The organism is Bradyrhizobium sp. MOS003 (assembly GCF_003020125.1).
GTDB lineage: Bacteria > Pseudomonadota > Alphaproteobacteria > Rhizobiales > Xanthobacteraceae > Bradyrhizobium.
On record NZ_PYFW01000006.1, the window covers coordinates 217,317 to 239,392 of the forward strand.

A 22,076-nucleotide genomic window follows, 5' to 3' on the forward strand; every position below is an offset into this window, starting at 1 on the left:
AAGTCCATGTTCGACAGTGACAGGATGAGCGAAGAATTGCGGGAGCTGAAGGTCGATGTCACACGCTTGCTGAGCACCGCGGGTGAGGAGATGTTCGAGAGCTCGAAGGACCGCGCCGAGGCGCTCGCCGATCAGATCAGGGCCGCGCTGACCGAACTCGGCGAGACCGTGGACGAGGAGCAGGCACAGCTTCAGGGCATCATTGCGGACCGTCCGATCACATCGCTCGCCTCCGCCTTCGCGCTCGGCGTCGTTGTCGGCTTCATGCTGAGGAGACACTAGGTGAATACCGAGAATGTGGTCAAACATCTGCGCGCGTTGTGGCGCACCGACAGGATCATCGCGGACATCAGGCTGCGTCATCTGCTTGTCGGCCTCGGCTTGCGTGCCTTTGCGGCGCTGATCGCGGCGTTCGGGCTCTTGATGCTGGAGCTGTCTGCCTATTTCGCGCTGGTGCAGATCTGGAGTGCGATTGCCGCGGCCGCCATCCTCGGCGCCGTCAATTTCGCCATCGCAGCCGCTCTCTTCGCGATCGCCGGCCGCGCTCCGTCAGGCCGCGACATCGAGCTTGCCAACGAAATTCACGACTCCTCGATCGAAGCTCTTCAGCTCGAGGCGCGCGCGTTCCAGGCCCAAGTGTCAGGCGCGGTGCATCATCCGCTCAGCACGATCGTGCCGGTGCTGGTACCGTTGATCGCGATCATCATCAGAAATCTGCGGACGTCGGCGGGCAAATCCGCCGCAACGCCGACTGAAGCCGAATCCTGAGGCGCGGGTCACTCAGAGCTTCAGCTTGACGTCGCAGATGTCGGGTTCGGTCGGATCCGGCTTCACTTCGAAGCCGAGGTGCCGGCACATCTCCAGCATCACGGTGTTCTCCTTGAGAACGTCGCCCGAGATGACTTTCAGCCCTTCCGACTTGGCGTAGTTGATGATGAGCTGCATGAGCGCCCAGCCGAGCCCCCTGCCCTTGAGATCGGACCGCAGCAGGATCGCGTATTCGCCGCTCTCGTAGATCGAATCCGAGTGGAGCCGGACCACACCGACCATTTCGCCGGTGGCCTCATCGAAGGCGATGAAGGCCATTGCCCGCGCATAGTCGAGCTGGGTCAGGCGCGCGATGAACTCGTGGGTAAACTCCTTCATCGGCGCGAAGAAGCGCAGGCGAAGGTCGTGCGGGGTGACGTGACGCAGGAATTCGTGGATGGTCGGCTCGTCCTCGGGGCGCATAGGACGAACGAAGATGCGCCAGTCGTCCTTGAGCTTGAGGCGGCGCTCCCATTGTGACGGATAGGCGCGAACGGCGAAATTGGCGGGGCCCGAACCGACGAACTTCCGTTGCGGCGGCCCGACCGCGACGCGGGCATCGACCGCGGTCACGCCGGTTTCGTCCGCCAGCAGCGGATTGATGTCGAATTCGCGGATCTCGGGAATGTCGGCCGACATCTGCGCCAGCTTGACCAGCACCATGGCGACGGCGTCTTGCTTGACCGCCGGCACGTCACGATAGGCCTTCAGCAGCCGGGACACGCGCGTGCGGTCGATCAGGTCGCGAGCGAGCTGCAAATCCAGCGGCGGCAGCGCCAGCGCCTTGTCGTTGATGATCTCCACCGCCGTGCCGCCGCGACCGAACACGACGACCGTGCCGAAAGTCGGATCGTCAGCGAGGCCCAGGATCAGCTCGCGCGCTTTTGCCTTGACGACCATCGCCTGGACGATGACACCGCCGATACGCGCCTCGGGACGCAGCTTCTTCGCCCGCGCGAGAATGTTCGCGGCAGCCCCTCGTACGGCTTCAGGCGTGGTCAGGTTGAGAACGACGCCGCCGACATCGGATTTGTGGGTGATGTCCCGCGACATGATCTTCAGCACGACGGTGCCGCCCTGTGCGAAGATTTCCTTCGCACAGGCCACCGCCTGCTCGACATCGGCCGCCGCATAGGTCGGCACCATCGCGATGTCGTAGGCTTCGAGCAGGTTTTTGATCTCGACGGGCTCGAGCCACTCACGACCGTCCGCGATCGCTGCGGTGACGATCTGTTTCGCCCCCCGGGCATCCGGAACGAACGTGTCGGGCATCGCGGGGGGAACCTGGCTCAACTCCTCCACCACTTCGCGGTGCCGGACCAGATACATGAAGCCGCGGACGGCATCGTCCTCGGTCGGGTAGTTCGGCACACCGGCGCTGGAGAGTGCCTGAATGATGTGCTGATCGGCTCCGACCCAGGCTGCCAATACCGGCTTTGCCCAGCTACGGTGCTCCTTTCGATATTTGCCGACGAGCTCCGTCACGGTCGTGGCGATCTCCGCCGCCGAGGCGATCGCCGTTTGCACGTTGAGGACCAGGACCGCGTCATTGTCGCGATCGGCCAGCAGCACCTCCAGCGCCGCCGCGTAACGCGAGGCGTCGGCATCTCCCACGATGTCGACGGGATTTGCACCGGACCAGGTCGGCGGCAGAACCGCATCGAGCGCCTTGCGCACCTCCGCAGAGATGGTCGCCGGAATTCCGCCGAGTTCGACCAATCGATCGACGGCGAGCACGCCGATGCCGCCACCGTTTGTAAGGATGGCCAGACGCTTTCCCGTCGGCGATTCGACGCGGCCGAGCGTCTCGGCACAATCGAACAGCTCACGCAGGTCGGAGACCCGCAACACACCCGCGCGGCGGAACGCCGCGTCATAGACCGCGTCGGCGCCGGCGAGCGCGCCAGTATGCGTGGCGGCGGCTTTCGCGCCCTGCGCCATGCGGCCGGATTTCACCACGACGACAGGCTTCACGCGCGCGGCGGCACGCGCCGCCGACATGAACTTGCGCGCGTCCTTGATGGATTCAATGTAGAGCAGGATCGCACGGGTCTTGTGATCCATCGCGAAATAGTCGAGCAGATCGGCGATATCGACATCGATCTGATCGCCGATGGAGACGATCCCGGAAAAGCCGACGCCGCGCTGCGCCGCCCAGTCGACCATGCCGGCAGCGATCGCGCCCGATTGCGAGATCAGCGCGAGGCTGCCCGCCTCCGGCATGTGCGCGGCAAAGCTGGCATTCAGGTTGACCCCGGGCATCATGATGCCGAGGCAGTTCGGCCCGATCAGCCGCATGCCGTATTTGCGGGCGGCTGCGATTGCAGCCTCGTAGAGAGATCCCGGTCCTTGGCCGAGCCCGGCCGAGACGATCAGCGCGCCCGCCGATCCACGACGCCCGGCCTGGTCGATGATATCAGGAATCTCGCGCGCCGGTGCCGTGATGACCACGAGTTCGGGCACGAAGTCCAGGCCGTCCAGGCTTTTCACCGCGGCGACGCCGCCGATTTCGGCATGGCGTGGATTGACGAGGCCGAACTGCCCCTTGAACCCGGACTTGTGAATATTCTCTAGGACCGCGCGTCCAACGGAGACCGGACGAGCGCTCGCACCGACGAGCGCAACTGAACGCGGCGCCAGCAGATGGTTGAGACGATATGTAGACATGAAGGCAAATGCGCCGGGTCAGCGGCGGCTCCGATGGTTGGCGATCAGGCCGGGAAAATGACGAGCCTAGTGCGAGATCATAACCCAGCACGGTGGCTGGCCAATGACGGTCTTTGTCACACCGCCCCACACGATTTCGTTCAGGCGTGAATGATGGTAGGCGCCCATCACGATCGCATCCATGCCATGGGATTTCGCCCAACTTCCCAGTACCTTGCCGATCGAGCTGCCGTTGCCGGTCACCGTCTCGAACGAGGCATAGATCCCGTGTTCTCTCAGATGGTCGACGAGAGCCGCGCCCGATTGAACGACCGCGTCAGCCTTGTCCTCTGCCACCGTCACCACGCGGACCGAGGTGGCGGCCTGAAGAATCGGCATTGCGTCGCCGACCGCACGCGCAGCACGGGCAGAGTGATCCCAGGCGATCATGACGTTCTCGAATTCCGGCCGCAACTGCTCCGCATGCTGCTCCGGGCAGAGCAGCAACGGCCGCCCGGATTCGAACAGGCAGGTTTCGATGATGTGCTCCGTTCGGCTGTCATGCGGCTGCACGGGAAACAGCGTGAGATCGCTGAAGCGGGCATGCTCGGCCAGGATCGCCGCGATCTGGTCCGCCGGCACCTTGCCCATTCGGCTCTGGGCGCGGATGTTGGCGCGGGAAGCCGCATTGGTGAAGGCATTGAGGAGCTGCTGGGTGTCGTTCACTTCACTCGAACTGCCGGCCTCCGCGGAATCGCGGTCATGGGGCACCATCACCTTCGGGCGCTCGAAAACGTCTTGCTCGAGCGCGAGCGCCGTGATCCTGGCGCCGAGGTCGGCGGCGACGGCCACACATTTCTCGATCGCAACCAAGGCTGGTCCGCGCGGCTGGCCGACGAGCGGCAGAAAGACATCCTTGATGGGCATCGGGATTCTCCTCGGTCGCCACAATAAGCCGGCTTTCGTCGAGCCCCTTGATCCTCGTCAAGCCAAGGAACTCGGTCCGATCGGGATGAAACGGGCGTTGACCGACGTCAAGGACTGGCCGTCCAGCTATTCTATGAGTAATTCAGTCGGAGCGTTCGCCCCGGAGAAACTGATGCGCGCGATGGTGTTGCCGGCCCCGCGAACGCGGCTCCAGATGGAGGAGCGGCCTGACCCGATACCCGGCGAGGGTCAGCTCCGGGTGAAGGTCAGCGCCTGCGGCGTATGCCGGACCGATCTTCATCTCGTCGATGCCGAGCTACCCGATATTCGCTATCCGATCGTGCCCGGCCACGAGATCGTCGGTCGGGTCGATCTCGTGGGCCCGAATGTCACCACGCATGCGCCCGGTGATCGCGTCGGCATCCCCTGGCTCGGCTTCACCTGCGGACATTGTCGCTTCTGCCGGGAAGGCATGGAAAACCTCTGTGACGCACCGCTGTTCACCGGCTACACGCGCGACGGCGGCTACGCGACCCACACCATTGCCGACGCACGCTACGCCTTTCCCCTCGGTGAGGAGGGCGACGACGTGGAGATTGCTCCTCTACTATGTGCAGGGTTGATCGGCTGGCGCTCGCTGGTGCTGGCCGGCCCTGTCGAACGGCTCGGCCTCTATGGTTTCGGCGCAGCTGGCCACATCATTGCGCAAGTCGCGGTTTGGCAGGGGCGGTCTGTTTACGCATTCACGCGACGCGGCGACGCGGCTGCCCAAGACCTTGCCCGTGGTCTCGGCGCCGTCTGGGCGGGAGCATCGGACGAGGTGCCCGACGAACCGCTCGACGCGGCCATCATCTACGCACCGTCAGGCGAGCTTGTCCCGGCCGCGCTACGCGCCGTCCGCAAAGGCGGCCGCGTCGTATGCGCCGGCATCCACATGACCGACATTCCAAGCTTTCCATACGATCTGCTTTGGCAGGAACGGCAACTGCTGTCGGTCGCCAACCTGACCCGGCAGGATGGCCTCGATTTTCTCGAGATCGCTCCGCAAGCCGGCGTGCGCACTGAAACGACGGCATTTCCGCTTCATCAGGCCAACGAGGTCCTGAACATGCTGCGAGCCGGCCAGATTCTCGGCGCGGCCGTGCTGACGCCCTGATGGTGCCTTCGAATGTCCGCTTCCATGAAAGATGAAATGGCGTCCCAGGAGCGGATCTTCCGGACGCTGGCCCGCCAGCCCGACGTGACGCGGATCGACACGCATGGGGCCGCGGTCTTCCTCGACGGCAAACGCGCGTTGAAGATCAAGCGCGCCGTCCGGTTTCCCTTCCTCGATTATTCGACGCTCGAGAAGCGCAAAACGGCGTGCGAGGAGGAGATCAGGATCAACCGGCCGCTGGCCCCGCAGATCTATCATCGCGTCGCGGCGATCACGGAAGAGCCGGATGGCTCGGTGCAGGTCGACGGTCCCGGCCGGCCGATCGAGTATGCGGTGGACATGTCACGCTTCGACGAAAACATGACGCTGGATCACCTGGCAAAAGCGGGCCCGCTTGATACGAAGCTCGCGTCGGCAGCCGCCGACGCGATCGTGGCGTCCCACGGCGCGGCGACACCCGCGGATGGCGAAGCGTGGGTCGGCTCCATCCCCGCCCTGATCGACGGCAACAGTAACGGTCTGCGGGCCGGCGGCCATTTCAATGCGGAAGACATCGAAAAGCTGGGCAAAGCCTCCCACGAGGCATTCTTGCGCCTCCGTCCCCTGCTCGCCGAGCGCGGCCGTCAGGGCTTCGTGCGCCGCTGCCATGGCGACCTGCATCTCGCAAACATCGTCCTGATCGACGACCGTCCCGTGCTGTTCGACGCCATCGAGTTCGATGCGCAGATGGCGACCGTCGACGTGCTCTACGATCTCGCATTCACGCTGATGGACCTGTTGCACCACGATCAGCCAGGTGCGGCCAACATCGTCCTGAACCGCTATCTCGCCGCGACGCCGGCCGACAATCTCGATGCGCTCTCGGCCCTGCCGCTCTTCATGTCCATCCGAGCAGCGATCCGCGCCCAGGTGGCCCTGGCGCGACTGAATCCGGCGTGTCCCGATGACCCCTTCATCCTTGGCAAGGCAAGACGTTATTTCGACCTCGCGAGGACGCTGATCCATCCTGCCGCACCGCGCCTGATTGCGGTCGGCGGCCTGTCGGGCACCGGCAAGACGGTTCTGGCGCAAGCGCTCGCACCCGTCGTCGCACCGCCCCCGGGGGCCGTCGTGCTCCGCAGCGACCTCGTTCGCAAGCAGATGTTCGGGGTCGAGGACACGCACCGCCTGCCGCCGTACGCCTACACGCCGGAGCACGCGGCGCGCGTCTACGATACGCTGGCTCGGCACGCCCGGCGGGTGCTGGCGCAGGGCCATTCGGCGATCATCGACGGCGTATTCGCCCGCGAGGACGAACGGGACGCGATCGCCGCATTGGCACACGAGCGCAATGTGCCGCTGAACGGCCTGTTTCTGGTTGCGGACCTCGCGACCCGGCAGATGCGGATCGGAGGCCGCCGGGGAGACGCATCCGACGCCACGCAGGAGGTTGCTGCGCAGCAGGAGGACTATAATATCGGCCGCGTCAGCTGGGCGACCATTGATGCATCCGGGACTCAAGAGCAGACGTTCGAGAACTGCCGGGACGCAATCGCTGAAGGCAAATAAGGCAACCGGATTGGCGCGAGCAAAGATGGCGCGACCCACCACGACCCCGACGGCTGCTCGCGCAACACCGGCGGCGCGGCGCAATGCCCTGCCCGGCCGCCTCAGCCCCGGAATGGCCTGCGATACCGCGTTCCGCATCATCGCGCGCCGCCACCTCGATGCCATGCTGGCCCAGCATGACGGCACATGCGGCGGCGATCCCGACGCGCTGCACCACATCCGAATCGCGTTGACGCATCTGCGAACCACCATCCGCTTCTTCTCGCCGATGGTTGACGACGTCCAGCGTCCGAGGGTCTGGGCCGAACTGAAATGGCTGAACGGCCAGCTCGGCATGGTCAGGGATCTCGACGTGGCGATCGAGCGGATCGTCGCGGAGAGTGGCGACGAGCTCGCGGTGGTCGCCGAGCTTCAGCATTGGGACGACAAGCGCGCCGAGAGCCACCGCCTGCTGGCTCGTGCGCTGCAATCCTCGCGGTATCGCCGCCTCGTCGAGCAGACCTCGATCTGGATCGAGAGCGGCCCCTGGTCGACCCGGCGCAGCAAGGAAGCCATTCGATTGCGCCGCTGCACGCTCGCCGACCACGCGACGGCACGGCTGACCGAGTGGGAGACGACGCTGCTCAAGAGGGCGCGAAAACTCTACAAACTCGACGTCGAGAAACGGCACAAGCTGCGGATTCTCAACAAGCGGCTGACCTATTCTATCGAATCGCTCCAGGATCTGTTCATCGAGGACTCGCTGACGAAACAGAAATCCATCCTCAAGAAATTGCGCAAGGCGCAACGGTCGCTCGGACAATTGAACGACGATGCACGGGGACGAGCATTGGCAGCGTCGTTGAACGGTGCCGGCCTCGATGCCGGCCATCGCTTCCGCAACAGCAAGCGGGAAAAGAAGCTGTTGCGAAAAGCGTCAACGGCCTACCGCAAACTGGACAAAGCCAAGCCGTTCCGCTCCTCGGATCTCGCTCCGAGTTCGGAGCCGCAGACCTGAAGCCTCCATACTTTCCGGATCGCGCCCTAGGTGTGGACGTAGTCTCCCGGCGCATCAGGCAGGTCGGCAGCGTCTCCAAGTCCGATCGACGGCGGATCGCAGGGCGCGCCGGAGCGCACCGCCAGCCATTTGGTCCATTCCGGCCACCACGACCCTTCGACGCGCGGAGCCAGCTTCAGCCATTCATCCGCGCCGACATAGGGTGCGTCCTCGGCCTTGCTCAGCACCTGATAGCTATGGCCGGGCTCGTCTGGAGGCGCGACGACGCCGGCATTGTGACCGCCGCTGGTCAACAGGAACGTCACGTCGGCATCGACCTGATAGTGGATCTTGTAGACGGACCGCCACGGCGCGACGTGATCGGCCAGCGTGCCGACCACGAACATCGGGGCATGAATATCGGATAGCGAAACGCTCCGGCCGCCGACCTGATATCGCCCCCCGGCCAGATCGTTGTCGAGGAACAGCTTTCGCAGGTATTCCGAATGCATGCGATAAGGCAGCCGCGTTGCGTCCGCATTCCAGGCCATCAGATCGTTCAGTGGCGCGCCGTCGCCCATCAGATAGTCATGTGACAGACGCGACCAGATCAGTTCGTTGGAGCGCAACAGCTGGAAGGCGCCGGCCATCTGCGTCGTGTCGAGGTAGCCACGCTGCCACATCATGTCTTCGAGAAAGGCGACCTGGCTCTCGTTGATGAAGAGCGTCAACTCTCCTGCCTCGGTGAAGTCAGTCTGGGCGGCAAGGAGAGTAACGGTGCCAAAGCGGTTATCACCGTCGCGCTCCATCGCAGCGGCAGCGATCGACAGCAATGTGCCTCCGAGACAATAGCCGAGCGCATGAGTCTTCCGACCCGGCACGATCCGGCCGACCATGTCCAGCGCCGCCATGACTCCCAGCCTGCGATAGTCGTCGAAGGCGAGATCGCGATCCCTCTCATCGGGGTTGCGCCAGGAGATCGCGAACACGGTGAAGCCTTGACCGGTCAGATATTTGACCAGCGAGTTCTGTGGCGAGAGATCGAGAATGTAATATTTCATGATCCAGGCCGGCACGATCAGGATCGGCTCGGGTCGCACCTGCGCCGTGGTCGGATGGTACTGTATCAACTCGATCAGCTCGTTGCGGTAGACGACCTTGCCGGGCGATGCCGCCACCGTCTTGCCGACCACGAACCGCCCGTCGTCCGCCAGCTTCGAGGCGGAGAGCAGGCGCATCAGGTCGCTGCACCAGTTCTGCCAGCCGAAAACGAAGTTTTCTCCGCCACTCTGGAACGCCTTCTCCAGCACCTTCGGATTGGTCGCAGCGAAATTCGAAGGCGCCAGCATGTCGAGCGTCTGGCGCATCGAGAACTCAACGATGGCTTCGTTTGCGTGCGAGACCCCGCGCACGCCCGTCGCGGCATCGCGCCACCAGCTCTCTGTGAGCAGAAATGCCTGGGCCAGCAGATTGAACGGCGCGGTCTCCCATTGTGGTCCGCTGAAACGGCGATCCCGCCCCTGCGGCTGGATCACGGACCACGGCTTCTGTCCCGGTGACGTCGCGTGCGCGGCAGCATCCACCAATCGGCCGGTGTCCTGCAGCATATTGCGGCAAATCTCCATCTGGCGCTGCGGCGCCGCAGCGAGATGCGAACCCCAATCGAGCCAGGCCAGCGACAAGGCCAGCGGCGAAATTCCGCCCGTAAAGCGCGCCAACATCGCGTGAAACGCGCGGTCGAAAGGATATGGATCGGACTTTGGCAGAGGATCGGCGGCAACCGGCATCTCAGCGGGCCCTTTGGAGCTCACGGTCGAGACCACGCGACCCGCGACAGGATTGACGGGGAGAGCCTGCACCGCGGGCTCTTCAGTCCGGGGAATTATCTGGACGACACTCATGGCTCAATCTTCCTGTCGGCTGTGTTCTAATTCGACAGGATATGGCCAAGCTTCGCACCGGGGTTGAGCTGCATCAAATCCGGCCGCAGATCACGTTTGCTTAATCGGAATGGGCCGACTTCGTCCGATTGACCTGAGTCAAACTGCACCTCGATACCTGAGCTAGTTTCGCGCATCGATATTCAACAAGTCAGCGGAGCTATCCATGCGCGCCCATCAGATCATGACCCGGTCGGTCATCTCGGTTACCCCCGACACCAGCATCGTCGAGGCGGCGAATATCATGCTGAAGCGGCATGTCAGCGGCCTCACGGTGGTCGACGATACCGGCGAGCTGGTCGGCGTCGTGTCGGAAGGGGATTTCATCCGCCGCAGCGAAATCGGCACCGGGCGCAAGCGCGGACGCTGGCTGCGGTTCATTCTCGGTCCAGGCAAGTCGGCCAGCGATTTCGTCCATGAGCACGGCCGCAAGGTCGCCGAGGTGATGACCGCCACGGTCGTGACCATCACAGAGGACACCGCGCTTGCGGAGATCGTCGATCTCATGGAGCGGAACAACGTGAAGCGGCTGCCGGTGGTGCGCGGCGACAAGGTCGTCGGGATCGTATCCCGCGCCAATCTGCTGCAGGCGGTGGCGGGGCTCGCCCGCGAGGTGCCGGATCCGACGGCGGACGACGATCACATTCGCAGCCGCATCATCGATACCATGGAGAAGAACGACTGGTGCCCGTTCGGACTGAACGTCATCGTCCGCGACGGCATCGTTCACCTCAGCGGCGTCATCACCGAAGAGCGCACGCGGCAGGCCGCCATGGTCGCCGCGGAGAACGTCGAGGGTGTGAAGAAGGTGCACGACCATCTGTGCTGGGTCGACACCATGTCGGGCATCTATCTGAACTCGCCAGAGGACGACGATCTCGCCAAAGCGAGCTGACAACGCCAGCTGGAGCCAGTGCGACTCAGCGTGGAATGACGGCGGTGGCCTCGATCTCGACGCGCGCCGCCTTCTCGACCAGGCGCACCACCTGCACCAGTGCCATCGCCGGATAGTGCGCGCCGAAGATGGTACGGTAGATCTTGCCGAGTTCCTTCAGGTTAGACAAGTACTCGTCCATGTCGACGACGTACCAGGTCAGCCGCACGAGATGCTCGGGCCGCGCGCCGGCCTCAGTCAGGATCGCGGCGATGTTGCTCAGGGTCTGACGCACCTGCGCGACAAAGCCGTCGGCAAGACGCTCCTCGGCGTCCCAGCCGATCACCCCGCCGGTGACGACGATGAGCCCCTCGGCGGCCATGCCATTGGCATAGCCCTTCGGCATCGGCCACCCCGACGGCTGGAGCACCTGCACCCGCGAACGGGTGTCATCCTCGGCTGCTGTCGGCAACACTGCGAGCTGCGGGCCTTTCGGCGTCGTCACGGACAATTGTTCATCCTTCTTTCATTCCGCCGCGACGCCTGAGGATGTCGCCGCGGCCTGCGCCAGTTGCCGCAGGGCAAAGCGCTTCAGTTTTCCGGTCTCGGTCTTCGGCAATTGCGTCACGAACTCGATCGCCCGCGGATATTTGTAGGGCGCGATCTCGCGTTTGACATGCTCCTGCAGCTCGGCCACCAGTTGCGCGTCCGCCGTCACGCCGGGCGCCGCAATGACATAGGCCTTTACGATCATGCCGCGGGCTTCGTCAGGTGCGCCGACCACGCCGCACTCGGCGACCGCCGGATGCGTGAGCAGCGCCGCCTCGACGTCGGTGCCCGCGATATTGTAGCCGGCCGATACGATCATGTCGTCGGAGCGGGACTGGTACCAGAAGTAGCCATCGCTATCCATCAGATAGGTGTCGCCGGTGATGTTCCAACCGTTCTGGACGTATTTGCGCTGTCGCTCGTCGGCGAGATAGCGGCACCCGGTCGGCCCGCGCACCGCAAGCTTGCCCATCGTTCCCGGCGGCAAATCATGGCCGTCATCGTCGACGATCTTGGCCTCATAGCCCGGCACGGGCTTGCCCGTCGCGCCGGGACGAATCTCGTGCTCGGTCGCACTGATGAAGATGTGCAGCAGCTCGGTCGAGCCTATGCCGTCCATCAGCTTGATGCCGGTGGCCTTGAGCCAGGCATCGAAGGTCGGCTTGGGCAGGGTCTCGCCGGCGGAGACGCACTTTCGAAGCGAGGAGATGTCGCGCCCCGGGAGCTTGCCGATCATGGCGCGGTATGCCGTCGGCGCCGTGAAACAGACCGTGGTCTTGTATTGCTCGATCGCGGTCAGAATATCGTCCGGCGTCGTCTTCTCCAGCACGACAAAGGAGGCACCGATATGCATGGGAAACAGCACGCCACCGAAGCCAAAGGTGAAGGCGAGCGGTGCCGAGCCGACGAAGCGGTCGTTCTGCTCGGCCCGCAGGATGTTGCGCGCATAACCGTCACACACAGCGAGCATGTCGCGGTGGAAATGCATGGTGCCCTTGGGATCGCCTGTCGTGCCCGACGTGAAGGCGATCAGGCAGATGTCGTCGGCGGCCGTATCGACGGCCCTGAACTCCGCGCTCGCATCGGCGATCAGCGACTCGAGTGCGTCGGCGGAGCCATTGCCCCAATAGACCACGTGCTTGAGACCGGGAGCCGCGGCTCTCGCCTTCTCCATTTCCTCGGCGAGCTTGCCGTCGCACAGCGCCAGCGTGATCTCCGCCTTCTGGATCGGATAGGACAACTCCTTGGCGCGGAGCAGCGGCATCGTCGCCACCACGATGCCGCCGGCCTTGATCACTGCGAGATAGGTCGCAACCATCATTGGATTGTTCGCTGAGCGCAGCAGCACGCGACCGCCGGGAACAAGCCCGAGCTTGCCAACCAGCACGTTGGCAATGCGATTCACCAGCGCTTGCAGCTCGCGATAGGTGTAGCTGACGGCGGGGCTGATGACGCAGAGTGCCTCGCCATGTCCCTGCTCGACCCAGCGATCGAGGAAATAACTGACGCAATTCAATCGCGGCGGATAGTTCAGCTCCGGCCGCGTGAAGATGAATTCGGGCCACAGCTCGCGCGGCGGCAGATGCTGCTGCGCGAACGTATCGACATGAGCCGTGGCGGCGTTACCGCCATGCGAGCCCGTCACTTGAACCTTGGCGGCGTTGGCCATCGCACGCTCCTTTCAGCATGGATTGCACCCGGCAGCACGATCTGAAAACATTTTAGGCTTAAAACAATTCGGCGCAATAGCGGATTTTGGGCATCCCGTGCTTTTTCCGGCGGCAAAGGGATCGGGACGCCGTTCCTACGTCCGGCGACGCGCGGCCGATTTCTGCGCGGAGGCCTTGGTCTTGGCGAGCAGCCGCATCAATTCGCGGACGTCCTTCGGCGAGAGGTCGACGAACAGATCGGCGATCCAGGTCTCGTGCTCCGCGGCCATCTTGCGGAACTCGGCGCGACCGAGTTTCGTGAGGCGGATCACCTGGACCCGGCGATCCGTCTCCGAGGTTCGACGGTCGAGATGGCCGGACTCCACGAGGCGCTCGACGAGACCGGTGACGTTGCCGTTCGACACCATCATCCGCTTGGAGACATCGGACAGCGTCATGCCGTCGGGCGCCTTGTCGAGCTGCGCCATCAGATCGAAACGGGGCAGCGTGACGTCGAACCGTTGCCGCAGCCGGCCGCGGACCTCGCCTTCGATGAGCGTCGTGCAGGTGAGGAGGCGCAACCATAGCCGAAGCTCGTCGGCGTGGTCCTCCGGAGTTTCGACGGCCTTGGTCTCGGAATCGAGCATCTCGGGTGCAGTCACTCTCGGCGGCATTGGCGCCGGCACGGATTCCCCAACGTTTTGAGCTTCAAATAAATTGAAGCCGGCCGCAAGTCCAAAGCTGCAACAATCAAGCGCACGCCAATTTCTTTAGGCTTCAAATAATTGGCGCGCTGCTTGCATGCGCCGCTTCGCACGGGATGGCGACACATTGCGCCCTGCTTGCCGCGGCCGCCATCATCGGCATAAGCTTGGATCAGAGTACGAAGGCTTGTAGCGCAAGCCCGGATGTCACGGGGGACAGATCATGAGAATGCAATCGACCTTGGCCGCAGCCTTGCTGCTCGGCACCGCAATGACCCCTGCTCTGGCCCAGGAGAAGATCAAGCTCGGCGTGATCGTGACCCTGTCGGGACCGGCCGCCGCGCTTGGTCAGCAGGTTCGCGACGGCTTTGCGCTCGCGGTCAAGGACCTCGGCAGCAAGATGGGCGGCCGTGACGTCGAGGTCGTCGTGGTCGACGACGAACTGAAGCCGGACGCAGCGGTGACCAAGGTCAAGGGACTGCTCGAGCGCGACAAGGTCGACTTTGTGATCGGCCCGATCTTCTCCAACATCCTCCAGGCGATCCACCGGCCCGTGACGGAATCGAAGACCTTCCTGATCAGCCCCAACGCGGGCCCCTCGACCTTTGCCGGCAAGGACTGCAACCCGTTCTTCTATGTGACCTCGTATCAGAACGATCAGGTGCACGAGATCCTTGGCAAGGTCGCGCAGGATCGCGGCTACAAGCGCATGTACCTGATGGTGCCGAACTATCAGGCCGGCAAGGATTCGGTGGCGGGCTTCAAGCTCGACTACAAGGGCGAGATCGTCGAGGAATCCTACATGCCGCTGAACACGCTGGACTTCCAGCCGGAACTTTCCAAGATCTCCTCGCAGAAACCCGATGCGCTCTTCACGTTCATGCCGGGCGGCCTCGGCGTCAATCTCGTCAAGCAGTACCGGCAGGCGGGCCTTGCCGACAGCATCCCGGTGCTCTCGGCATTCACGGTGGATGAATCGACCTTGCCGGCGCAGCAGGACGCGGCCGTCGGCATGTTTGGCGGCGCCAACTGGGCGCCCAATCTCGACAATCCCCAGAACAAGAAGTTCGTCGCGTCCTACGAGGCCGCCTATAACGTCGTGCCCGGCACCTACGCCTTCCAGGCCTACGACGCCGCGATGCTGATCGACAGTGCGATCAAGGCCGTGAAGGGCGACCTGTCGAACAAGGACGCGGTTGGGTCTGCGCTGAAGAAGGCCGACTTCACCTCGCTGCGCGGCGCCTTCAAGTTCAACACCAACGGCTATCCGATCCAGGACTTTTACCTGACCAAGGTCGCCAAGCGTCCGGACGGCAAGTTCCAGACCGAGATCGTCCAGAAGGTCTTCGAGAATTACGGCGATCGCTACGCCAAGGACTGCAAGGCGGCGAACTAAGCCGCGACGGGTTACGGGAGGACTCTTCAATGAGCAGCGAAATCACCGGCATCACACGGGCCAATGAGGGCATCCAGGGCATTTCCTGGAACATCCTGGGCCAGACCTATGTGCCGAAGAGCAAGACCGAGCACAGTTTCTCCTGGCACGCGACGCTGCCCCCGGGCACGTTCGTGCCGCCGCACATTCATCCCGACCAGGACGAATATCTCTATATGCTCGAGGGCAAGCTCGACTTCATGCTCGGCAATTCGGAGTCGCAGGCAAGCGCCGGCGACCTGATCCGCCTCGGCATGGGCGTGCCGCACGGCATCTTCAACAAGTCGGAGCAGACCGCAAAAGTGCTATTCTGGGTCTCGCCGACCAAGAAGCTGTTCGACCTGTTCTGGGGCCTTCACAACATGAAGGAACAGAAGCCCGATGACGTGGTGGCGATGGCGGCCGAGTTCAACATCCACTTCCTGCCGCCGCCTCCCGGCGGCTAACCGCGCGCTAGGCGCGCACCGCTGCAAGGCCCGGCACCGCGGCAAACCCGGCTTTGGTGGCATAGCCGCGCACGATGGCCTCGCGCTGGGAATAGCTCAGCACGTTGTCGACATTGTCGAATCCATCGGGTGCCAGCTGCTCGACTGCGTCGATGACGCCCTCGGGCCCACCGCGCCTGTTGGAGCGGACGATATCGGCCGTCATCGGCAGGCGCTTCTTCTCGTATTCGAGCAGCGCCTGGCGCGGATGCTCCGCGCGCACCATCGCATCAGCAAGGCAGCGCGCATCGAGGATCGCCTGTGACGCGCCATTGGAGCCGACGGGATACATGGGATGCGCGGCATCGCCGAGCAGCGTCACGCGTCCGGACGACCAATACGGCAAGGGATCGCGGTCGCAGGTCGGATATTCGTAGAATTCGGGCGTCGCCGAGATCAGGCTCTTCACGTCGAGATAGGGCACCGAGAAGCGGGCGACGTGCGGCATCAGCTCCTCGCGGCGGCCCGGTCGCGACCAGTCTTCCTTGCGCGGCGGTGGCGCATTGCCCTCGCCCACCTTCACCAGCACGGCCCAATTGGTCAGGCGGCTTGCCGGGCTCGATCCCTCCGCGATTGGATAGATCACAACCTTCGCATTGAGGCCGCCGGCCACGATCATGGATTTACCGGTAAGGAACAGCGGCCAGTCGCGCGCACCGCGCCACAGCATCAAGCCGTTCCAGCAGGGTGGGCCCTCGTCCGGGAACAGCGTGTCGCGAACGCGGGAATGGATGCCATCGGCGCCGATCAGTATGTCGCCGCGCGCGGTGTGAATATGCGCGCCGGCGCGGTCGAAGAAATAGGCTGTAACGCCGCCCTCGTCCTGCGTGAAGGCGCCGAGACGGCAGCCGGTGTGGATCGCCTCATGCCCGAGCCGCTCCTCGACCGCGCGATGGATGACGCCCTGAAGCCGGCCGCGATGAATCGAGAATTGCGGCACGTCGTGACCGGCGTCGACGCCGCGGGCTTCGCGCCAGACCTCCTGGCCGTGGCGGTTGAGGTAATAGAGCTGGTCGGTACGAACAGCGACATCGTCAAGCTTCTGGAGCAGGCCGAGTCCGGCGAGCTCGCGCATGGCATGCGGCAGCGTGTTGATGCCGACGCCCAGTTCGCGAATGGTGTCGGCCTGCTCGAAGATCTCGCATCCGATGCCACGCGAACGCAGCATCAGCGCCGTAGTGAGACCACCGATACCGCCACCGACGATAATCGCCTTCATCGCCCTTACTCCACTCGAAACATCTGAGGCAATGAGGTTAACGTCGCACGGGCGGTTACTCTGCCGCAAGCGGCTTTGTCGCCTCGGCCTTGAGCTCCGCCCGGGTCTTGGGCTTAGCCTTAATGCGCAGCTCCTCGAGATCCTGACGGTCGCGGACGCTGTTGCGGAAAATCTGATCCATTCCGGGCAGATATTGCGGCGGGCAGAACGCGTCCTTTGCCCCGTACCAGGCGGCCGCCTTCATGGTGAAAAAGGGATCGACCAGGTGGGGCCGGCCGAGGGCGACGAGGTCTGCCCGGCCGGCAGCCAGGATGGTGTTGGCCTGGTCGGCCGTCGTAATGTTGCCGACGCACATCGTGGCCACGCGAGCCTCGTTGCGGACTTGATCCGAAAACGGCGTCTGAAACATGCGCCCGTAGATCGGCTGCGCATCGCGGACGGTCTGCCCCGTCGAGACATCGACGAGATCGACACCGGCCTCGGCGAAAGCGCCCGCAATCGCCACCGCATCGTCGCCGGTGATACCGCCGTCGGCCCAGTCGGTCGCGGAAATGCGTACCGACATCGGCTTGTGCGACGGCCAGACCGCGCGCAGCGCCTCGAAGATCTCGAGCGGGAAACGCAGACGATTTTCCAGCGAGCCGCCATACGCGTCCGTGCGGGTATTGGTCAGCGGCGAAATAAAGCTCGCGAGCAGATAGCCGTGGGCGCAGTGCAGCTCCAGCATGTCAAAACCGCAGCGCTCGCCGCGCTCGGCCGCAGCGACGAAGGCATCCCGCACCGCATTCATGCCGGCGCGATCGAGCTCGCGCGGCACCTGGCTGTCGGGAAAATAGGGCAGCGGTGACGCCGAGACCACGTCCCAGCCGCCTTCGTCCAGGGGACGGTCGATGCCGTCCCACATCAGCTTGGTCGCGCCCTTGCGGCCGGCGTGGCCCAGCTGGAGGCAGATCTTTGCCGCCGAATTGCCGTGGACGAAATCCACGATGCGTCGCCACGATGCTTCCTGCTCGTCGTTCCACAGGCCGGCGCAGCCGGGCGTGATGCGGGCATCGCGGCTGACGCAGGTCATCTCCGTGAAGATCAGGCCGGCACCGCCGATCGCACGCGATCCGTAATGCACCAGATGGAAATCGGTCGGCACGCCCTCCTTCGCCGAATACATGCACATCGGCGACATCACCGCGCGATTGGCGACCGCCATCTCCCGCAGCCGGAACGGCTGGAACAGCGGCACCACCGGCTTTGAGGTATCGACGTCAAAGCCGCTGTCGCGAACCTGCTTGGCAAACGACTTCTCGACCTCCGCCACGAAATCCGGCGCGCGGAGCTTCAGATTGTCATAGGTGATCGCCTTGGAGCGCGTCATCACGCCGAAGGCAAACTGCACGGGATCGAAGTCCCAGAAGCGGTCGACATGCTCGAACCAGACCAGCGAGACGTCGGCAGCGTGCTGCGTCTTCTCGACTTCCTCACGTCGGCCGTGCTCGTAAACGTCGAGCGCGGCCTTGATGCTGGGAGATTTCTCCATCGCTTCGGCCAGCGCAACCGCGTCTTCCATTGCGAGCTTGGTGCCGGATCCGATCGAAAAATGCGCGCTCGCCTTGGCATCGCCGAGCAGCACCATGTTGTCCTTGACCCAACGCTTGCTGCGGATCATCGGGAAATTGCGCCACATCGAACGGTTGACGAGCAGCTTGTGTCCATCGAGGAACCAGCCGAAAATCTGGGCCATTCGCGCGGCGGATTGCGTCTCGTCCAGCCCCGTCAGGCCGGCCCGCTCGAACGTCTCCGGATCGGTCTCGAAGATCCAGGTCGAGTGCCCGGCCTCATATTGATAGGCGTGGGCGATGAACGGCCCCCACTCGGTCTCCTGAAAGATGAAGGTGAAGGCATCGAGCGGCTTTGTCGAGCCCATCCAGGCGAACTTGTTGGAGCGGAGGTCGACCTCGGGCTGGAAGTGATCGACGTATTTCTCGCGGAATCGGCTGTTGATACCGTCGGCGATCAGGACGAGATCGGCATCGACGAACCGGGATTCGTCGTCGATGTCCACCTCGAAGTGCAGGACGACGCCAAGCTCGCGGGCCCGCTCCTGGAGGATCAGGAGCAACTTGCTTCGGGAGCATCCGCAAAAGCCGTTACCGCCGACCCGGTGGACGGTGCCGCGAAAGTGCACGGCGATGTCGTCCCAGTAGGCGAACTCCTGGGTGATGCGGCGATAGCTCGGCAGATCGTGCTTTTCAAAATTGTCCAGCGTAGCATCCGAGAACACCACGCCGAAGCCGAAGGTGTCGTCGGCCCGATTGCGCTCGTACACCGTGATGTCGGCGCCCGGGCGCTGCTTCTTGAGCAGGATCGCAGCGTAGAGACCCGCAGGTCCGCCACCGATGATCGCGACTTTCATGGGAGCCTCGCCAATTCACCCGGCCATGAAACTATTTTAAGCCTAAAATAATTTCGCGCAAGTCCCCGTTGCTGGCTGGCTCGGACAAAGAGGCCGTCTAGCCGCCCCTGAATACCGGCTTCACCTTGTTGGCGAAGGCCTCGAAGGCGCGCTCGAAGTCGGCCGTGGTCATGCACAGGGCCTGTGCAACGGCTTCCGCCTCGATCGCCTCCTCCACCGACATGGCCCATTCCATGGCCAGCATCCGTTTGGTCATGGTGTTGGCGAAGGTCGGCCCTTCCGCGATCTGCTTTGCCAGCAGTTGCGCCTGGGGTAGCACCTGCTCCGGCGTGACGATGCGGCTGAAGAAGCCCCAGCGCTCGCCCTCCTCTGCCGTCATGAACCGGCCGGTGTAGAGCAGCTCGGAGGCACGGGACTGCCCGATGATCCGCGGCAGGATCGCGCAGGCGCCCATATCGCAGCCAGCCAGACCCACCTTGTTGAACAGGAAGGCAACCTTGGTCCCGCTCGCCGCAAGGCGCATGTCTGAGGCCATGGCAATGATCGCGCCGGCCCCGGCACAAATACCCTCGACAGCGGCAACGATCGGCTGCGGGCAGGCCCGCATCGCCTTGACGAGGTCGCCCGTCATCCGGGTGAAGGCCGTAAGTCCCTTGGTGTCCATCTTCACCAGCGGGCCGATGATCTCGAACACGTCGCCGCCGGACGAGAAATTGCCGCCGGCGCCGGTCACGACGATGGATTTGACCTCATCGTCGAACGCGCAGGCGCGAAAGAGATCGGTCAACTCCCGATAGCTTTCGAACGTCAGCGGATTCTTTCTTTCCGGCCGGTTGAGCGTGACCGTCGCGACACCCTCGACCACGGCCAGCAGGAAATGCTGCGGCGAATAATCCGCGAGCGGCACGGTGACGGGATTGACTGGTCTGCTCATACGATCTCCTTGGTCTGTTTATTGCGCGCCGCTAGATTTCGCCGCCAGCAACCGCGATTGCCTGTCCGGTGATCGCACTGGCGCCCTGCCCGCACAGCCAAAGGACGGCGTCGGCCACCTCTTGAGGCGCGATCAGCCGCCCCTGCGGATTGTGCTTGGCAAGTTCGCCGACCGCCTGCTCGCGGCTGCGCCCCGTCTTCTTCATGATGTTGTCGATACTGCCGGCGACGAGGTCGGTATCGGTGAACCCAGGACAAACCGCGTTCACGGTCGTGTTGCTACCGGCCAACTCCAGGGCCAGCGAACGAACGAGCCCGATCGCCGCGTGCTTGGCCGCGGCGTATGCACTGACATAGGCATAGCCCTTGAGGCCCGCCGTCGACGCAATCACCACGATACGACCGTAAGGACGATCCTTAATACCCGGCAGCACGCCGTGGATGGCATGGACCACGCCCATGAAATTGATGTTCATCATGCGCGCAAACAGGGCACTGTCCGACTTCGCGAATGGCGCGGATTCGGCGCTGCCTGCATTCGCGATCAGGATATCGATCGGCTTGCGCGCATGGGCCTCGGCGATGGCAGCCCTTAAAGCGATCTCGTTCGCGACGTCGGCGACGGCCGCAAAATGCGCGGCGCCTGCGTTGACGGCCTCTTCAAGGGCCGTAGCGTTTCGGCCGATGATCGTCACAGTGGCGCCGGCACTGGCGAGAGTCTCAGCGATCGCGCGGCCGATGCCGCGGCCGCCCCCGGTGACCAGCGCGTGCGGCGAGTGCGGCGAGTGCGGCAATCCGGACATGCGCTGGCTCCCTCAGATCTGCGGCTCGTGCCTTACGATATATTTTAACCTTCAAACTTTTGCAATGAAGCCGCTGCTCGCTCCGAATGCCGCGCCACGAAACGCGGCCCGAAAATTGCTTTAAGTATAAAATTATCGCTTCCCATGGCCGCAAGGCCTGTTAGCATCCACAGACAAAGCAGAAGGATGTCGCGTGTCGCAGCCTGTGCCCATGATAACAAAGGACGGACGCTTCGCCTATGAAGCCGCCGGCGACCCGGGCGCGATCCCACTGATCTTCCTGCATGGCATCGGCGGCGCGGCTCGGAGCTGGCGACAGCAGCTTGCAACGTTCGGCAATCGCTTCCGCGCGATTGCGTGGGACATGCCGGGCTATGGCGGCTCGGCCCCCCTCGCCAGCGTCAGCATCGCTGCCCTGGCTGATGCGCTCCAGCAATTCATCGAACAGCTTGGCGCAACAAGCCCCATTCTGGTCGGCCATTCCATTGGCGGCATGATTGTCCAGAAATGTCTGGCGCAGTATCCGAAACTGGCCCGCGCCGTGGTGCTGGCGCAAACCAGTCCGGCCTTCGGCAAGGCCGACGGCGACTGGCAAAAAGCGTTCATCGCGGCGCGGCTCGGGCCGCTCGATCGCGGCGAGACGATGAAATCGCTGGCGCCTTCGCTGGTGAAGGAACTGGTCGGCGACGATCCCGATCCGAACGGGATGGAACTTGCACGCGAATGCATGCGAAGCGTGCCGGAGGCAAGCTATCGCGCCATGATGCTGGCTCTCATCGGCTTCGATCAGCGCGGCACGCTCGGGGATATTTCCGTCCCTACATTGCTACTGTCGGGATCCAAGGACAACAATGCGCCCGCGCCCATGATGGCGAAGACGGCGACCTACATTCCCGGGGCTGACTATGTCGAGCTCGCCGGCGTCGGCCATCTCGCCAACCTGGAACGTCCTGATACCTTCGACGAGGCGCTCGGCCGCTTCCTGAATTCCGTTACGACCAAAGCGTAAGGTGACTGC

At 63.7% G+C, this 22,076-nt stretch carries 19 protein-coding genes; 9 read left to right on the top strand and 10 right to left on the bottom strand.

The genetic code is table 11. The features are described from left to right. Nucleotides 1-6 precede the first annotated feature (6 nt). Together C7G42_RS25230 and C7G42_RS25235 are read left to right on the top strand one after the other, a co-directional pair. Nucleotides 7-282, top strand: coding sequence for a hypothetical protein (locus C7G42_RS25230; RefSeq protein ID WP_106951749.1), 276 nt, complete (start codon nucleotides 7-9; stop codon nucleotides 280-282). Then, nucleotides 283-768, top strand: coding sequence for a hypothetical protein (locus tag C7G42_RS25235; protein WP_094972586.1), 486 nt, complete (start codon nucleotides 283-285; stop codon nucleotides 766-768). 12 nt (nucleotides 769-780) lie between these two features. Here the strand turns inward: C7G42_RS25235 and C7G42_RS25240 are convergent, their stop codons facing one another. Together C7G42_RS25240 and C7G42_RS25245 are read right to left on the bottom strand one after the other, a co-directional pair. After that, on the bottom strand, nucleotides 781-3,474 hold the full coding sequence (locus C7G42_RS25240; RefSeq protein WP_106951638.1) for a bifunctional acetate--CoA ligase family protein/GNAT family N-acetyltransferase: 2,694 nt from the start codon (nucleotides 3,472-3,474) through the stop codon (nucleotides 781-783). Between the two features lie 66 nt (nucleotides 3,475-3,540). After that, on the bottom strand, nucleotides 3,541-4,380 hold the full coding sequence (locus C7G42_RS25245; RefSeq protein WP_106951639.1) for a universal stress protein: 840 nt from the start codon (nucleotides 4,378-4,380) through the stop codon (nucleotides 3,541-3,543). Between the two features lie 172 nt (nucleotides 4,381-4,552). Here C7G42_RS25245 and C7G42_RS25250 point away from each other — a divergent pair, with 172 nt between their 5' ends. Genes C7G42_RS25250 through C7G42_RS25260 form a run of 3 tightly spaced genes read left to right on the top strand, consistent with a single transcriptional unit; the run spans nucleotide 4,553 to nucleotide 8,081 of the window. Then, complete coding sequence (locus C7G42_RS25250; protein WP_106951640.1) at nucleotides 4,553-5,536, top strand: zinc-dependent alcohol dehydrogenase family protein; 984 nt, start codon at nucleotides 4,553-4,555, stop codon at nucleotides 5,534-5,536. A 24-nt stretch (nucleotides 5,537-5,560) separates the two neighbouring features. Further along, on the top strand, nucleotides 5,561-7,084 hold the full coding sequence (locus C7G42_RS25255) for a bifunctional aminoglycoside phosphotransferase/ATP-binding protein (protein WP_106951641.1): 1,524 nt from the start codon (nucleotides 5,561-5,563) through the stop codon (nucleotides 7,082-7,084). 25 nt (nucleotides 7,085-7,109) lie between these two features. After that, nucleotides 7,110-8,081, top strand: coding sequence for a CHAD domain-containing protein (locus C7G42_RS25260; RefSeq protein ID WP_106951642.1), 972 nt, complete (start codon nucleotides 7,110-7,112; stop codon nucleotides 8,079-8,081). 26 nt (nucleotides 8,082-8,107) lie between these two features. Here C7G42_RS25260 and C7G42_RS25265 read toward each other — a convergent pair whose 3' ends face one another. Next, nucleotides 8,108-9,961 carry a PHA/PHB synthase family protein gene (locus C7G42_RS25265; RefSeq protein WP_106951643.1) on the bottom strand — a complete coding sequence of 618 codons (1,854 nt, stop codon included), beginning with the start codon at nucleotides 9,959-9,961 and terminating at the stop codon, nucleotides 8,108-8,110. Nucleotides 9,962-10,166: 205 nt separating this feature from the next. On the opposite strand from C7G42_RS25265, the gene C7G42_RS25270 reads away from it, so the two are divergent. After that, entirely contained in the window at nucleotides 10,167-10,895 is a 729-nt protein-coding gene (locus C7G42_RS25270) for a CBS domain-containing protein (RefSeq protein ID WP_106951644.1), read from the top strand. Between the two features lie 25 nt (nucleotides 10,896-10,920). Here C7G42_RS25270 and C7G42_RS25275 read toward each other — a convergent pair whose 3' ends face one another. The 3 genes from C7G42_RS25275 to C7G42_RS25285 all read right to left on the bottom strand — a co-directional run bounded on the left by C7G42_RS25275 (nucleotide 10,921) and on the right by C7G42_RS25285 (nucleotide 13,719). After that, the gene (locus C7G42_RS25275) at nucleotides 10,921-11,379 is read right to left on the bottom strand and encodes a RidA family protein (protein ID WP_106951750.1); all 459 of its coding nucleotides are present in this window, start codon (nucleotides 11,377-11,379) and stop codon (nucleotides 10,921-10,923) included. Between the two features lie 21 nt (nucleotides 11,380-11,400). After that, entirely contained in the window at nucleotides 11,401-13,092 is a 1,692-nt protein-coding gene (locus tag C7G42_RS25280) for a benzoate-CoA ligase family protein (protein ID WP_106951645.1), read from the bottom strand. Nucleotides 13,093-13,227: 135 nt separating this feature from the next. Next, on the bottom strand, nucleotides 13,228-13,719 hold the full coding sequence (locus C7G42_RS25285) for a MarR family winged helix-turn-helix transcriptional regulator (protein WP_094972675.1): 492 nt from the start codon (nucleotides 13,717-13,719) through the stop codon (nucleotides 13,228-13,230). Nucleotides 13,720-13,999: 280 nt separating this feature from the next. Here C7G42_RS25285 and C7G42_RS25290 point away from each other — a divergent pair, with 280 nt between their 5' ends. Further along, entirely contained in the window at nucleotides 14,000-15,172 is a 1,173-nt protein-coding gene (locus C7G42_RS25290; RefSeq protein ID WP_106951646.1) for an ABC transporter substrate-binding protein, read from the top strand. A gap of 29 nt (nucleotides 15,173-15,201) precedes the next feature. After that, on the top strand, nucleotides 15,202-15,657 hold the full coding sequence (locus C7G42_RS25295; RefSeq protein WP_106951647.1) for a cupin domain-containing protein: 456 nt from the start codon (nucleotides 15,202-15,204) through the stop codon (nucleotides 15,655-15,657). A gap of 7 nt (nucleotides 15,658-15,664) precedes the next feature. On the opposite strand, the gene C7G42_RS25300 is transcribed toward C7G42_RS25295, so the two are convergent. The 4 genes from C7G42_RS25300 to C7G42_RS25315 all read right to left on the bottom strand — a co-directional run bounded on the left by C7G42_RS25300 (nucleotide 15,665) and on the right by C7G42_RS25315 (nucleotide 21,058). Beyond that, the gene (locus C7G42_RS25300; RefSeq protein WP_106951648.1) at nucleotides 15,665-16,915 is read right to left on the bottom strand and encodes a flavin-dependent oxidoreductase; all 1,251 of its coding nucleotides are present in this window, start codon (nucleotides 16,913-16,915) and stop codon (nucleotides 15,665-15,667) included. A gap of 55 nt (nucleotides 16,916-16,970) precedes the next feature. Then, complete coding sequence (locus tag C7G42_RS25305; RefSeq protein ID WP_106951649.1) at nucleotides 16,971-19,322, bottom strand: bifunctional salicylyl-CoA 5-hydroxylase/oxidoreductase; 2,352 nt, start codon at nucleotides 19,320-19,322, stop codon at nucleotides 16,971-16,973. A 97-nt stretch (nucleotides 19,323-19,419) separates the two neighbouring features. Beyond that, a complete protein-coding gene (locus C7G42_RS25310) occupies nucleotides 19,420-20,256 on the bottom strand; it encodes an enoyl-CoA hydratase family protein (RefSeq protein WP_106951650.1) in 837 nt (278 codons plus the stop codon). Nucleotides 20,257-20,287: 31 nt separating this feature from the next. Next, nucleotides 20,288-21,058 carry an SDR family NAD(P)-dependent oxidoreductase gene (locus C7G42_RS25315; RefSeq protein ID WP_106951651.1) on the bottom strand — a complete coding sequence of 257 codons (771 nt, stop codon included), beginning with the start codon at nucleotides 21,056-21,058 and terminating at the stop codon, nucleotides 20,288-20,290. Between the two features lie 211 nt (nucleotides 21,059-21,269). Here C7G42_RS25315 and C7G42_RS25320 point away from each other — a divergent pair, with 211 nt between their 5' ends. Then, nucleotides 21,270-22,067 (top strand): alpha/beta fold hydrolase, encoded by a 798-nt coding sequence (locus tag C7G42_RS25320; RefSeq protein ID WP_245427944.1) that lies wholly within the window; start codon nucleotides 21,270-21,272, stop codon nucleotides 22,065-22,067. The last annotated feature ends 9 nt before the right edge of the window (nucleotides 22,068-22,076 follow it).